The 14,810-nt window shown below is 57.4% G+C and carries 6 protein-coding genes and 2 pseudogenes; 2 read left to right on the top strand and 6 right to left on the bottom strand.

Going from position 1 to position 14,810, the window contains the following annotated elements; all coding sequences use genetic code 11:
• The first annotated feature begins 1,543 nt into the window (after positions 1-1,543).
• Complete coding sequence (locus tag NLM31_RS43385) at positions 1,544-1,735, top strand: H-NS family nucleoid-associated regulatory protein (RefSeq protein WP_375167477.1); 192 nt, start codon at positions 1,544-1,546, stop codon at positions 1,733-1,735.
• Between the two features lie 3,171 nt (positions 1,736-4,906).
• Here the strand turns inward: NLM31_RS43385 and dctA are convergent.
• The 4 genes and pseudogenes from dctA to NLM31_RS08760 all read right to left on the bottom strand — a co-directional run bounded on the left by dctA (position 4,907) and on the right by NLM31_RS08760 (position 9,593).
• The gene (gene dctA / locus NLM31_RS08775; RefSeq protein WP_254192051.1) at positions 4,907-6,154 is read right to left on the bottom strand and encodes a C4-dicarboxylate transporter DctA; all 1,248 of its coding nucleotides are present in this window, start codon (positions 6,152-6,154) and stop codon (positions 4,907-4,909) included.
• Positions 6,155-6,202: 48 nt separating this feature from the next.
• Entirely contained in the window at positions 6,203-7,057 is an 855-nt protein-coding gene (locus tag NLM31_RS08770) for an electron transfer flavoprotein subunit beta/FixA family protein (RefSeq protein WP_254192050.1), read from the bottom strand.
• A gap of 2,056 nt (positions 7,058-9,113) precedes the next feature.
• Positions 9,114-9,365: pseudogene (locus NLM31_RS08765) on the bottom strand (hypothetical protein); the annotation flags it as partial.
• A gap of 27 nt (positions 9,366-9,392) precedes the next feature.
• Positions 9,393-9,593: a hypothetical protein gene (locus NLM31_RS08760; RefSeq protein ID WP_254128818.1), complete on the bottom strand. Its 201-nt coding sequence runs from the start codon at positions 9,591-9,593 to the stop codon at positions 9,393-9,395.
• Positions 9,594-10,498: 905 nt separating this feature from the next.
• On the opposite strand from NLM31_RS08760, the pseudogene gmd reads away from it, so the two are divergent.
• A pseudogene (gene gmd / locus NLM31_RS08755) lies at positions 10,499-11,412 on the top strand (GDP-mannose 4,6-dehydratase); the annotation flags it as partial.
• Positions 11,413-11,472: 60 nt separating this feature from the next.
• Here the strand turns inward: gmd and NLM31_RS08750 are convergent.
• Positions 11,473-12,249, bottom strand: coding sequence for a DUF4239 domain-containing protein (locus NLM31_RS08750; RefSeq protein WP_254192049.1), 777 nt, complete (start codon positions 12,247-12,249; stop codon positions 11,473-11,475).
• 1,157 nt (positions 12,250-13,406) lie between these two features.
• On the bottom strand, positions 13,407-14,807 hold the full coding sequence (locus NLM31_RS08745) for an MATE family efflux transporter (protein WP_309143680.1): 1,401 nt from the start codon (positions 14,805-14,807) through the stop codon (positions 13,407-13,409).
• Positions 14,808-14,810 lie beyond the last annotated feature (3 nt).

The raw sequence follows: 14,810 nt of genomic DNA, 5'->3' as shown, positions 1-14,810 counted from the left end.
ATTGAACGCCCTTGCCACCGGCAGCTGGACTTCATTGTCCGCGCCAGCCTTGGCATCCATAATCGCTTATCGCCGGGAGATTTGTGCCGATAACCTGAAACCGCGCCATCTGCGGTATCTGATAAACATCCTAGTCGGCATATCTTCCGGAATCCGCTTCGGTTCCCCTGTCTTTTTGAGTTCCGACTTGATGACGCATCAGAACGCTCTGCGCTTGGACCTTTCTATGGGACTTTCCGTAACGCGGGAGACCGGCCGAAGGTAAGCCGCGTGCAAACGATAGCGCTCACGCCGCTTTTGAGAGCGCCATGCGCGCACGGTGTACCCAACTGCGAAACCAACAAACAAAATCGGAAGCAGCACTAAAAATAGCGTCATCGATAAACCTCAGCTTGCAGAGCGGTTGCGCCTTTTCGGATGAGCGGCGAGCACATCATGACCCGCGCTTTATTCCTCGTTCGTATTGAAACCACTTTGCGATCATACAACTTGACGCAACGTCCGATTCAAGCTCCGTGAGAATCTCGCCCGGAACGATATTTTGCTGCAGAAGCCGTAGCCGACACAGCTTCACTCAAGGTCGGTATTGTCTAGACAAACTTGTGGTTGGTGGAACGGCCCATACGGGAACGCTCATCTCTCGCCAGCTGCGCGATGGGTAACGAGCGCGGATTCACCCGAAAGAACTGACTCGGCCGTCAGATCAATTCGCTATGGATTTGTCACGATAGGCAGCTGAAACGCGGTGGCGTCTTGATAATTCGGCTCGGCAGGCGGAGAAGGTGCGGCTCTTCGACTGAGAAAGGAGAGCCCTGCCTGTTGCGGTCGGTCGCCTGCAGGTGGCGCAGGGTTGACCGATTCCTCAGAGCTCCTAGATGGAGGCTCCTCTCGACTGCAATCCGAAGGCTGCGAAATGAAGGTCAAAGATCTTATCGAGCTACTGTCAGCATGTGAGCAAGATGCTGATGTCATTATTCCGGACTCGTCTTCGCCACGCGAGGCGTTCGCAGTGGTGAAAGCTGTCCAGACTGGATGGATCTATAATCCACGGCTTACGGTCGAGGATATGTCATTTTGGATTGACGGTGCCGACTATGTCGAACCGCCGCGCGGTAGCTATATAGCTCGTGGAGTGAGGTTGCTCGGTCCGCAATGTGGACCTGTCCTGGCAATCCAATAGATTGCCCAGAAAGAAGCAACTAATGTCGTTGCTACTCTAGCCATCGATTGCTTCGTCGTTCTCCGACAACGCTGTAGGGCGGCTCCCAGGTTCTTCTGCGGTCTTAACGAGCTCATCCGTTTCGCTACCCGAAACTCGCGGCTTGTTTACTACTTCGCGCGACTATTTCATGCGATGAAATTTTCGAGCATGGCAGATCGCAATGAAGACGAATGACTTGAAGTCAATGAGCGTCGACGAGTTGTGGAGTCTCCGCGAGAAGGCGTCCGCAGCTCTAGCTCAACGGATTACAGCGGAAACGGTCAGACTAGAGGAGCGGCTGCGAACCATCGGAAGCGTCGATAAGCTTCGCCCGGCTAGGTCGTGAGCGTAGGCCCTCCCCGCCTGTGCGGGCAAAGTTTAGAAATCCGAAGAACACGGAGCACACTTTGGTCGGGCCGTGGGAAACCAACGCGATGGCTCAGCCCGCAACTTCGTGCCGGCCGAAAGTTGGATGATTACCTTATCGACCGATCTGCTCGTAAGCGTCGCCACAAGGCTTCACAAGCCCGTTAGCAATGCCAGCCCCGATCTATGCGAGATATGCGCCAGATAACTCTGAACGACTACAGTTTTCTTCCTGCCTATGTCGCAAAAGCTCAATATACCGGCCTTGCCAGGGGGTCTCGGCTCTCAGCTCGCCCACCGGTTATGCGTTGACATCAACCGAGATCTGGTGGCTTGAGTTAATCGTCTTATGCTTGGAAGGCGGGCTTGTCGCCCCGAAACAATTTAACTTCGGCGAAATTAGAACTCGCATCCGATTTGCGGCCAGGAGCCGACTCCGGTGGTTACCACACGAGGAGGTCACCAAGCCCAGCCCGATCATATTAAGGGCCCTCCGAAGCGTCGTCCGGTCTTTGAGGGTCACTTTGATGGACGCGTGCAGCTCGCTATTGCTGAACGGCTCGCGCAGCAAATGCGACGCGCTGGCTTTCGGCGCGCGAGCCCGGTTGTCGTCGCCGAGCTCAGCCAAAAGAAGTATGGTGGGAATTTCGTTTCCGGACGCGACGAGCAGCTCATGCAAGTCTAGCCCATTCGTGCTCGGCAGCGATGCTCGACGCAGACTTGAGAATTCCTCTCGCGGCAAATCATCCTGATAGGCTCTGACGTCTCTCCGGATCGGTCCTTTTTATCCGCCGTTCTCGGCAGTGCACACAATCGATTGTATTCATAGAACATATCCGAATAACGGATGGGCTTTCTCCTATCGGCGGCAACGCGGGCGAATGACCAGGAGGCAAGGACCGCTCCGCACACTGGGTTATGGACCCATGCGCGGAGTTTCTGAGAAACTCAAAATGGATCGATGGCCGGTCAATTGCATTCCGCCGGTGATCGGCGTGCAGCTCCTTCACGAGTGGGATGAGGTACTCCTTGATCGTGCCAGTTCCAGTTGGGGCGGATCCGATCGATCTGCGTCACCTGACCCGTATTTGCGCAGCCAGTGTGGCCGCTTCAGATGGGCCAATTCCGACTATACCAACGAACCACGAGGGCGGCATCGGAATTTCCTGACTAGTCGGCCTCCAGAGATGCAGACAGTAACGGCTGTTGTTCACGTATTCGGACTCGGGCGGATGAAGCTGCATCACGCACTCTTCCTTCTCCCAAAAGAGATCCTTGACGAAGCACATCTCCTGCCAATTCGGACAACGCCGCGGTGTCGAAACGGAGACATGCTCCCAACGTGGACGGAGCAATCCAATGATTTCTAATCTGCAGCCGCAGGGTCCCTGCACAAAGAAGAGACCGCGAGGACCTGACCCTGGTGCGCTGGCGAATTGTCCATGTCGTACGCGACCAGCTTCGAGCTGATCCACAATCTGCGCTCTCATGTCATCTCCTTTGCCACGCAGATACATCGGATCTGATGTAGATCACGTTCTGCTCGGAACCTTCTTCGTTCCAAACTGGCACTGCTGCGCAGTGCCAGTCTGCCCCTTCTACTGCCACGACCTACGGGCGCATGTCGCTAGGAGCGCGGCACCGTACTCCGATTGACGAGGCGACCGCTTCCCGAACGGTTCACTTCCTCATCGATGAGACGCGCCATTGTATCCTCACGGACAGCTCGACGCTGCGCGGGCGGCGTCTCACCCTGGCGCAAGGAACGATCGCACTAAGGATGGAAGCGTCCCAAACCCAGCGACCTTGATCGCTGCAACTCGCGGCAGTCCCCGTGGCTCGATCGCTTGATGCACTTTGCAGAACATGGCCTCGATTCCAGCCTATGAGGCGTGCATGAAGCAAAGCGTTAGTCTGGTCATCACTGACCACGGACCGAGCCCCATTGCTCGTTCGTCACAAGCCACCAGCGCTTCATCATTTGAAACGAGCGGCGGCATTTTACAGCCTTTGGCTTCGACAAGACCACATGTTCACGGTCGCCGTAGCTCGACCACACCAAGTCGTTTCGCCGCAGTTTGGGAAGACCGTGACGGGTTGTGCAGCCGACCGGCGAGAAACAACTCTGTCGTCATTTGGCCCGACGGTGGTATCGATGTTAATCCATGCAGGTCTCATTCTGCCAGTCGCCGACGTGCCAAGCAGGGGAGAGGGACGCACTGGATACGCCGTCCTGCCTCAAGGCTGCCTTCTCCTGCATTGCGGGCCATGAACGAGCGCTTCGAAACGCGCGTTGGGACCAATGGCAATCCTGACATCGCTTGTCCTTCCTTTCGCGCATTCGACTGGAACGTTCCGCACATGCGTTGACCTCGCGCGCAGTAAACTCTCCTCGATAGCCGATTACACCGATTCACGTATCACCGTTAGCTTCTTCACGATTGTCGCTAATCCTACAACCTGACGCCGCGTTAGATTCAAGTTCATTCCAACAAGGCAGCCTTATCTGTCCACCGGCCAGCAACGCACTCTGTTGTCGGCCACATTACCGCTCAACAAGATCATAGCGATTGATGAGACTGGCAGATAGAAGCGCAGCTTCGGTGCGACGTTAAACCGCCAGGCGCTCGGAGAGGGATTCCCAATTCCGGCCACGAACTCTGCTAAGCCGTTGGTGCGAGTTAAAGAAGGGGACTAGTCATGCAAGCACGGCGAGCCTGGACCATCAAATCCCCAACACATCGAGATGCGGACATCGAACGACTTCAGGCTCAGCTGGACGAACTGAACCAACGTCTGAACGAACTTAGATGTCCCATATTAGACCGTCCGAATATATCGGCCATTCGGGCAAGAGCACTTACGCTATCTCAAGAAATTGACGATATTCGTTGCTCGGCGAGCGCGATTGACGCATTAACAGAACTTCTCCGGAGATAGTCCGGGCTCGTTGCGGCGCCGGAGCGAGCCCGGTTCTGCCACGGCGAAGACTCGATGCGGCCACCTCCACACGCCCTTTCGGCCTCTTCGCCAGCTCGCGTCCGATGTTCGTGAGTCCTCAACCAAACTCAGCCCATGGTTTGACCATGAAATCCCCCGGCATCTCGTTACGGCGGAAAACACTTCGACCGGCGGGTCACTCTCCGGTCAAGTCTCCTTCGCCAACAGTTGCCTGATTTTGCAAATCCAGCGCCGGGTCTCGACGTGCTGCTGCTACTCCATGCGCCAGCGGCGCAGAGATCAGCGTCGCTGCCGAGCCGCACGAGCTGGTCACCATCGCACGGCATCAAAGGCGTCAGGCTTGCTTGAGGTCGTTCTCCGATACTCGTCCGATCGATTTTAGCGGCAGACCCGCCCACTGAGCTCCTTGCGATCGAGTTCGCCTTCCCACCAGGCGACGACCACGCAGGCGACGCCGTTGCCGCAGAGATTGGTCAGCGCGCGGCATTCGCTCATGAATTTGTCGATACCGAGCACGATTGCCATGCCCGGCACGAGCCGCGGATCGACGACCGCCAGCGTCGCGGCGAGCGTGATGAAGCCCGCACCGGTGATGCCGGAGGCGCCTTTCGAGGTCAGCATCGCCACCACCAGGATGGTGAGCTGCTGGCCCAAGGTGAGATCGAAGCCGAGCGCCTGCGCGATGAACAGGCTCGCCAGGGTCATATAGATGTTGGTGCCATCGAGGTTGAACGAGTAGCCCGTGGGCACCACAAGGCCAACCACGGACTTCGAGCAGCCGAGCCGCTCGAGCTTCTCCATCAAGGACGGCAGCGCACTTTCCGACGACGAAGTGCCGAGCACGATCAACAGCTCGTCCTTGATGTAAGCAAGGAACTGGAAGATCGAGAAGCCGGCAAGACGCGCGATGGTTCCGAGCACGATGAACACGAACAGCGCAGCGGTGACGTAAAAGGTCGCGATCAGCCCGATCAGGTTGAGGATCGCACTGGTGCCGAACGTGCCAATGGTATAGGCCATCGCACCGAATGCGCCGATCGGCGCTGCGTGCATCACGATCGAGATGACGCCAAACACGGCATGGGCCGCATCGTCGATGAAGTTGCGGATTGCGTGGCCGCGCTCGCCGAGCCCCATGATGGCGAAGCCAAACAGCACAGAGAACAGTAGAACCTGGAGGATCTCACCTTGCGCAAACGCGCCGACCACGGTGTCCGGGATGATATGCAGAATGAAGTCAACTGTCTTTTGTCCCTCGGCTTGCTTGGCGTAGTTGACGACCGCCTTTGCGTTTGCCGCTGCGCCACCGAAGCCCGCACCCGGGCGAACCAGATTGCCGACGACGAGCCCGATGACGAGCGCGAAGGTGGAGACGATCTCGAAATAGACCAGCGCTTTGACGCCGATGCGCCCGACCTTCTTGGCGTCCTGGATGTGGGCGATGCCCGAGACCACGGTACAGAAGATGATCGGGGCGATCACCATCTTGATCAGCTTGACGAAGCCGTCGCCCATCGCCTTGATCCAGTCGTTGGTTGCGAGCGAGGGCCACAGCCATCCGACGACGGTGCCCATGACAATGGCGATCAGCACCTGGGCGTATAGACTCTTGTACCAAGCCTTCATGGGCAGCACCACGGCGCGACAATAGCGGGAGATTTCAACGGCTCATCGCTACGGCTTCAGATCAGAAGCGCGCGCCAGGGCTGCAAGTTCAGCTTCTAACTTTGGCCGGTGCTTAAAGATCGCGTCGATCAACGCCGGTACAGGCTGGTTGGCGTCCTCCACCAGCATTGCTCTCTCGGCGCGCTTGGAGGGGGCGAAGACACGCTTGACGATAGTCGGCGAGCCCTTGAGGCCGCATTTCGATATATCCGCAACGCCCGCGTCCTGCGCGTTCCATTTGACGATGTCGGTACGTGCCGCACGCAACGCATCCATCATGCTCCCTCGCCGGATCTCGTTTGTCGCCTCTAGCATGGTAATGAGACATGGCAACTTTGTGCGCAGCACCTGCACACCGCCTTCCGAGCGTCGCTCGACCTCAATCGCGCGCGACGCGAGATCCAGGCTCGTGATCCCGGCGACATAGGTGAGCTGCACCACTCCAAGCCGTTTGGCAATACCAGGCCCAACCTGTCCGGTATCACCGTCGATCGTCTGCTTGCCGGCAAAGATGAGGTCGGGTGGCCCATACTCCTCTCCGATTTTGCGGATGGCCGTTGCCAGCGCGTAAGTGGTCGCAAGCGTATCGGCCCCCGCGAAAACACGGTCGGTGAGCAACACTGCACGATCTGCACCGAACGTCAGTGCCTTTCGCAACGAGTCTTCGGCGGCTATTGGCCCCATGGTGAGAACAGTGACTTGGCCGCCGATCTTGTCGCGCAGCTCCAGCGCGGCCTCGAGCGCGAACAAGTCGTAAGGATTGACGATCGTCGGCACACCCTGGCGCATGATGGTGTTGGTCACGGGATGCACGCGGATCTGCGCGGAGTCCGGAACCTGCTTTATACAGACGACGTTGTGCATCGACTATCTCTCCAAAGGCTGCAGGGAATTGGATTGAAACGGCGCGTCTCACGCGAGTGAACGGACGTCCAAAATTTGACGTCGATGTAGGGATGTGTCGCAGTCACCGAGGACGACGGTCGGTGTCTTAAGCTCAACAATTCCGACGGCACGTCGCAGATAAGACAACGTCTTTCGCAGATTCTGGTCGCACACGACAATGCGATGCTGCAGATGCGATTCGTGAAGACATTCCATACGCGTATCCTCCGGGCGCCCTTGTGCTTGGGCGTTGTCATTGCGAATTGCCGCCAGGTCGATGAGCGTTCCTGGCTCAGAGAAAGAACGGGGCGGGCCTGACGCACGAGCAGGGGCGCACCTGGCCCACCCCTACATCACCAGACTGCGTGGCGATGCTACGTTGAGCAAAGCAAGCAGCGTGCCGCAATCGAGAACGGTTCTTTCACAAGCAATTCGCACGAGCACCTTCCGAGGAGGCTGCCGAACATCAAACCATTCGAATGGTCAGCAACGCAACAATCGGCGCTTCATGGTCCGCCACGGTGGGCTGTCGCTAGCGCGCAACCTAGTGATCCTCTTCTTGTTGCTTTTCATCAGAGGCGTCTGCGGCGTTTTGGACTTACCTGAACTACCCTCGATCGCCGACGAAAAGTTCGCGCGGGCTCGAGACACGCGTTTTGAACGCTGCTCGTAAGCGGCGGGCCCGGACTGCCTAGCAATCCGAGCCCATAGCCTCAGCAATCCGGCGAATCCGGTTGTTCGGCTACAATTACAACGTTGATGGAGACAATCGCACCGCGCATTGATGTCGCTCAAGAGCTGTGCGCGGGAACATTCGGTTCGCGCAACTCGCATCCGTGAATAGCGACCGACTTGAGATCGTACGACCAGATACGGCCCAAGATTCAAGACTCCTTATACGTCGGGGGTTGAACTTTACGTAGCGTCAGGTTGTAGGGATGATTCAAGGGGGTTGCTTTCTTTCGAAAGAGGTCCTGCGACCTCCGACTTTGTGGCTACGCTAGCGGTGCACTTTCGCAGACGCCGGAAAACCCGTGATGGTGGGCAGAGTTGAACCGATCTTGGCTTGCTCGATGGGCCCCAGTTGCTTGCATCGCTTGACGTTCAATAGTTCTGTCGGATGGACGTTTCGCGTGATCGCCTTTAAACCAACAGGATATAACATGGCACGATTTGCGCGCCCCGCTGAACGGAGCGCCTATGGAAGGCATTGATTTGTTTGTCTTGGTCATGGCAGGGATGACCTTGGGAGGAGTGGCTGCTGCCATCGCGCGCGAAGAGTCTGAGTCCGAGTCTTGCTGGTGGAAGCATCTCGCATTGTGGGCTGCCTCAGTCGCGCTGCTTTGCATTATCGCCCATCAGATGGTTGAGGCCGAGGCTGGCCGCCGCGTCGAATTAGACAGTATAAGTCCAGGCACGACGCTGCCGCTAACCGCAAGCCCTTCTCGATACAGGAGTTATGTGCCTCCATCCACGCAGAGTGCGATAAGCTGGCGAGGAGGGGCACCGCCGCCAGATCTTCACGATGGTCAAATTCCATGCCGCAAGGCTCCGTGCCCTGATGATTGATCTGAAGGATATCTGTGAGCTTAACGCGGCAGCCGTGCAGGACCGGTGCATAGCTCGTCTCCTGTCAGTCGTTCATCCGGAAATCGCGAGCAAAGCGCGCGTGCCCAGAATACAGAAACGAACGCTGAACGTGTACGTCTGCATTTCCGGGTTTGCTATGTCTCATCTTCCAGGGATGATAAGCACTTCACCATCGCCTTCACTTGATGCGCTGACTTAACCTGATGCGCCGACTTCTCCGATAGTCGATCGGCGACGACGCGCACCGTCCGCGCCTCTGGAGGATCTTTTACGACCGTCGCTAGATCCGCCTGAAATTCCGATCGCGCCGAGGACCTGGGCGGCGAAACATCGAACTTCAGCGCGGCGCACCGTGACACCACCGACAGGGATCAATTGATCACTCGTCCGCTTCGCGTTGCTTGGAAGCAGATGTGGTCGTCTTCGACGGCGCCTGCGCGCCGACCCGACGCGCTTCCATCAAATCGAGGAGCGTGCGCCCCTCTTCTGTGATGCGCCAGCCACCATTTACCCGCTCAACGAGTTTCTGCGAAAAAATGTCGAGGTTTGGGACACGGGCGGCCATTCTCTTGGTGCGCTCGGCCCAGTCTCGACCACTCGTCGCTAGAATGGCCATGTCGCGTTTGAGCTCCGCCATCGGCGCGAATCCGCCCGGGTAGCTCACAAGGATCTTAAGAACGGTAACCTGGAAATTCACCTGCGTGGGAGATCATATTGTCCGCGCCTACCGCCACATGGTCGGTGCGTCGCGAAGTGCTTCGAGGCCAATCTGTTTGAGACGGTCGGGTATCGTCTCACCTCTAGTGGCGGCTTCCAGAAGCTTAGCGGCAACATGCGCGCGGACACCAGTCTCGTAGCGCGAAATGCGCGCGCAGACCTCATCGAGGACCGCGTGCAGAAGCTCGGCGGTAGCCGTATCCACCATTTGGAGATCTCCTGCGTGCTCTATATGAGGAAGATAATACGGATCGCGCGTTCCGCAATTCAAGTGGAATGCATGACCTAGCTTCCACCGTGTTTTCTGCCCCCTGTCGCAACGCCACCGGGCGGTTGTCTGGCTCGTTGTTCGATTGTGGCGGCTAGGCTTCGATCGCACTTGTCGCCACATCCACACCCGTTTAATTTTTCGGAGTGCTGCTTCGGCGCGGTGCTGAAGCTCCTCTACTTGGCGGCTATTTCTATCCGGCACTCCGAGCCAGCCTGCGCCCTGTCGAACTCCATCACAGTCCTACGAGCAGGCTGATCTTCGCTAGGAGTCCAAGCACAATTTCTGGCTCTGGCATCCCCGCGATGGCCAGTCATGCTGGCGCCTGCCTTTTTCAAGCGGTTCCCAAACAATCGGCGCGTAAACAAGGTTAGAACTCATACTGCATGGTAGCCAGCTTTCGTGTTGGATGAGTGCAACGAGTTCGTCCTTCGGCGCACAAATTCCGCGTCAGGTTACATTTTTCGACGGATTTCACCTGTTTCGCTCACGGCGCTCCTCACGATTGCATCTATCTTTGATTGCTCCGAAAATTGCGCCGCCCGAATAACAGGATGACGAGCCTGCGATTGCAGATAAGGGTTGAAGCTGGGTTTAAGGCCATTAGCCGCCTCGGGACGCCTTTGGCGTAGACGTTCTGAACGTCATCACGGCGTCGGAAAACCGAGGAGAAGGCAAAAACTCCGAAAAATCAATGCAGTAAACGTCTATTGTCCTTTGGCACTCGTTTCTTGATCACCGTGAATGGTTTTGAGGGCTTGAACAGAGCTTCCGTCGGAGTACTACGGGCGGAGGGTGACTGAGGGGCACGGAAACCGATCGGTTCGTTTGCACCAGGGTAGAATTTGACAAGTCAGGACTCTCAACGGCGGGTCGCTTTGATTACCGGCGTGACCGGGCAGTATGGCGCCTATCTCTCCGAATATCTATTATCGCTCGGATATGTCGTGCATCGCATCAAGCGGCGGTCCTCTTCCTTCAATACCGCGCGCGTCGATCATCTCTATCAGGACAGGCAAGTCGCGAATGTGCCGTTTCTGATGCACTATGGCGACATGACCGATTCGACCAATCTGATCCGCTTGATCCAGCAGATCTGGCCGACCGAGATCTACAACCTTGCCGCCCAGAGCCACGTCGGCATGAGCTCTGAAACCCCGGAATATACTGCAAATGCTGATGCGACCGGCGTGCTGCGCCTGCTCGAGGCGATCCGGATCCTTGGCCTGGAGAGGGAGACACGCTTCTACCAGGCTTCTACATCCGAGCTTTACGGCTCGGTTCAGTAAGTCCCCCAGAAGGAGAGCACGCCGTTCTATCCGCGCTCGCCCTATGGTGTGGCCAAACTGTACGTGTACTGGATCACGGTGAACTATCGCGAAGCTTACGGCATATTCGCAAGTAACGGCATTCTCTTCAATCACGAGAGCCCAGTCCGCGGCGAGACCTTTGTGACCCGTAAGATCACCCGCGCCGTCGCAAGTCGGTCTTGAGAAGACGCTCTAGCTCGGCAACCTCGCAGCCAAGCGCGACTGGGGGCATGCACGCGACTATATCGAGGGCATGCACATGATTTTGCAGGCGAACCAGCCCGATAATTTCGTGCTCGCGACCGGCGAGACGCGGTCGGTGCGCGAGATAGTCGAGCCCGCATTTGCCGAGGTCGGCGTCGAATGGCACAGCGAAGGCGTCGAAGAAACCTGGCATCGATACCAAGAGCGATAAGGCCATTGAGCTCACCACAACGTGGGTGCGACCAATCTCTCGGTTGCATCAATGCGGGAATGGTTTTCATTCACTGCAAGAGGCTGACGCATCTTCATTGCGCTGCGATTTTGGTGAGCTCTGCCAGTGGTCCCGGTTCTACTCGGATATCACCGGAAAAAGGACGCTCTTGCAGGCCAATGAGTCCCAGCGCTATCACAACGGCGATTGAGAACACGGTTAGTGCCGTAATCTGCGCACCGACCCTCTTCAGGTGCACCAATCCGATCGATATTTGTGTGACCACGCCAAGGATGAGGACGAGAATCCATTTGGCATCGATGGTGCGGTCGGAAGCCAAGGCGAGCCGCTCGGAACGCGCCCTGCCCGCTCCGACTGCGGCATTTAACAAGGCCGTCTGCACTGCCCCGCCCGCTGTTTGAGCGATCTGCGGATCGCTCACTTCTCGCAGCAAGGCGTCATAGGCGGGAGCAGGCGAACGGGCCTTCTGGTCCTGCGCCATCGCCGGCCACTCGTCCTTCACGAGGGCGGAGACGTATTTCGCAACCACTGAGCGAAGGCTCGCCATGTCGGAGACGGACGCGTGACTAACAGCATAAATGTTGCGTAGCTCCGCCGCCTCTGACTGCACCGCGCGGGCCGCTTGACGGTTTCGATCGGTTATATCATTGGCCAAAAATCCGGTGAGGAACGCAAACAACACCCCGACCGCGCCAGAAAAAGGAGCGACCACGCCTTCTACGCGGCGCATCCGCACAACCGTTGCAGGACTGAAACTCGCGATCACAATGACAGCGCCGGTCGTTGCGTAAAGAGTGCTGAGGACCGCGAACAATTCTAAAATCGGAAAGTCCAGCCAAGCTTTGATCATTGGTTTAGCCGATCCTCTGATGCAAGGCGCAGGCTCCGATTAGAGCATATAAGCATTCCGCCACCCGATAGTGCATTGCTAGCGAAGGCCCAACTCTGGAGCCGCGATGGAACGGTCCAGAGATTAGGTTCGTTCGCTTAAGGATCATATTTCTTTCAGACTTTCTTCATGGCTTTTGCAAGGACCAACTCTGGGCAAGAAACTGCTTCGATGCGACATTTGGTCCGTATGGTACCGCCCGCCTACGTGACGCCTTATGTCCAGCCGAGCAGGACGGATGCGGCGAATGCAGAAGCGGTTTGTGAGCTGGCCGCCAGCCGGCAATGGCCGAACGACAAGCCGCGGGCATGATTTGTGGACGCGGAAATGCTGATGAGGCAGCGCAGCCTGACTTTCATGCGTGTCGGCGAGGTCGAATTGAACATTGTGGCGGGCACCGCAAAAGTCACTGGCGATTCTTCGGAACGAAAACGACGACAGGATCCGTGGTGCCGACCGCTGTACCCGCTGAACAGATAGAGCTCCTTATACGATCAGGCGCGAGGACAACCCAGTCAGTCCCCTTCCTCTTCCTCCTCCTCGATCTCTGACGCGAATGCAGGACGACCATCATTGTCGACAGCGAAGGGCAACCGAGTCGACTGTGTAGCGGGCACCAATGCCCACCGGATCAACTCAATTCCCTGCGAATGCCCCAGGCAACGTTCGCGAGCCTCGTAGCGCTACGCGCCGAGCCTCGAAATCGCGACGCCAATGCAACGTGCCTCGAGAAACGGGAGATAAATTCCATTGATAGTCGTTTCGAGCTGTGCGCCGCGGCTTCCGATCGTTCTCGCCGAGGTGGCGCGGTTACGTCCCAGCTGCGCAATGCTTCGAGGCTGGGCCACGGCGAACCCGGCAGCGAACTCCTTTGCAACTCCAACCAGAATGCCCGCGAGAGAGCGCGGGGCCCCGATCTCGGCTGGCTCTCAGGTCCCGCTCGGCGTCCGCTTTCAATTGCCGTGGCCTGCGGCACTCGCCCGCCAATGCTCAAGACGAATACTATTGCGCGTGGCTTTTGCACGTTGCGTTTGTCATTACTTTGGGGCGCACCACCTCCCCGGCTAATCCTAGTGCTCTGGGCTCCGGTGACATGCGCTGTCCGGTCACGCCATAATCTAGATTGGTCCTGAAGCAGGGCGCTGGAGCGCGCGTCTGAGCTCAGCGAACTGGCGGATCATGACAAACAGCGCGATCATTCCGGCGCCCAGCTCGGCGAGCGCTTGACTGGCCAACACTCCATCGAAACCCGATATGACCGGGAAAACCAGTACGGTAGGTATGAAAAGATAGCCTTGCCTCGCGAAGGACACAATTGCGCTGAGGCGCGCGCTCCCGAACGACTGAAGCATCGTCGTCACGAAACTCTCAATACCAAAAAGCCCAAAAAACAGATGGAACACGATGCAGGTCGAGATGCTAATTTCCCTGACCTTATCGCTATCGCTGAACAGGCTGACCAAAGGCCGAGCAAAAGTCACAACGGCCGCAGAATACGCAACGGAAAGAGCGACATTTATAGCGAGTATGAGCTTCGCAGCCTTCAGCACCCGACCAAAGTCCCGCGCGCCCCAGCCGAAACCGAGGACGACTTGAGAGCCTATACAGAAGCCAGTGATAGGCAGTGCGCCGATCGTCAAGATCCGCACAGCTATTCCCACGGCCGCAATGGACTCGTCCCCGAACGGTGCGGCAGCTCTGTATAAGAGCATCACGGCAATAGCAGATAAAATGCTGGTCACGGACGCCGGCGCGCCTATCGACGCGAGCTGTCTGATGCGATCGGCTCGCAACGAGACGCGAGATATCCTGACGAGGACTTTTCCGCGGAGCGTCGTAAAGTACGCGACATAGAGGCTGATAGCAGCGATCTGGGACACCAGCGTTGCGAGGGCAGCGCCTCGTACACCGAAGTCCAGTAAGAATATGAAGATGGGATCAAGCACAGCGTTCAGTATGAAGGCGGCAACCATCGTCCACATGCTGAATCGTGTATTTCCTTCGGCTCTGACAACGAATCCGTTGACAATATTGAGAAGCATCAACGTGTACCCGAACAAAAGCGCCGCTGCGTAGTCGAGCGCCATGGGCATGATAGTTGGAGTCGCGCCGAGCGTTAAGAAGATCCCCCGCAGGCTTGGAAGCAGAACGAGCGTAACAACGATGCCGATCGGAGCGGCGATCGCAAGTGCGGTGCTCGCGTCTTTACTCGCCTCCAGGTACTCACCGGCGCCAAGATGACGGGATATGATCGACGCCGTTCCGACACCGATCCCCTGTCCAGCCGCCGCGAGCAGGACCACGATTGGCAAGGCCATGCTGACAGCGGCAATCGCCTGTGCGCCAAGTGCGCCAACAAAGATCGCGTTCACGACTTGCTGTAGCGCGTTGATCGATAAGCCAACAACAGAGGGAATGGCGAGCCGCAGAATGAGACTCAAGAGATCTGGGTCCGAAAGGTCAATATGCTGGCTCTTCTTCGTCGTCACATTGCGATCGCTCTCGACGGCGAATCCCACACC

The sequence above is a fragment of the Bradyrhizobium sp. CCGUVB4N genome, from assembly GCF_024199945.1.
Classification (GTDB): Bacteria; Pseudomonadota; Alphaproteobacteria; order Rhizobiales; family Xanthobacteraceae; genus Bradyrhizobium.
This window is presented reverse-complemented; position numbering and strand designations above follow the sequence as displayed.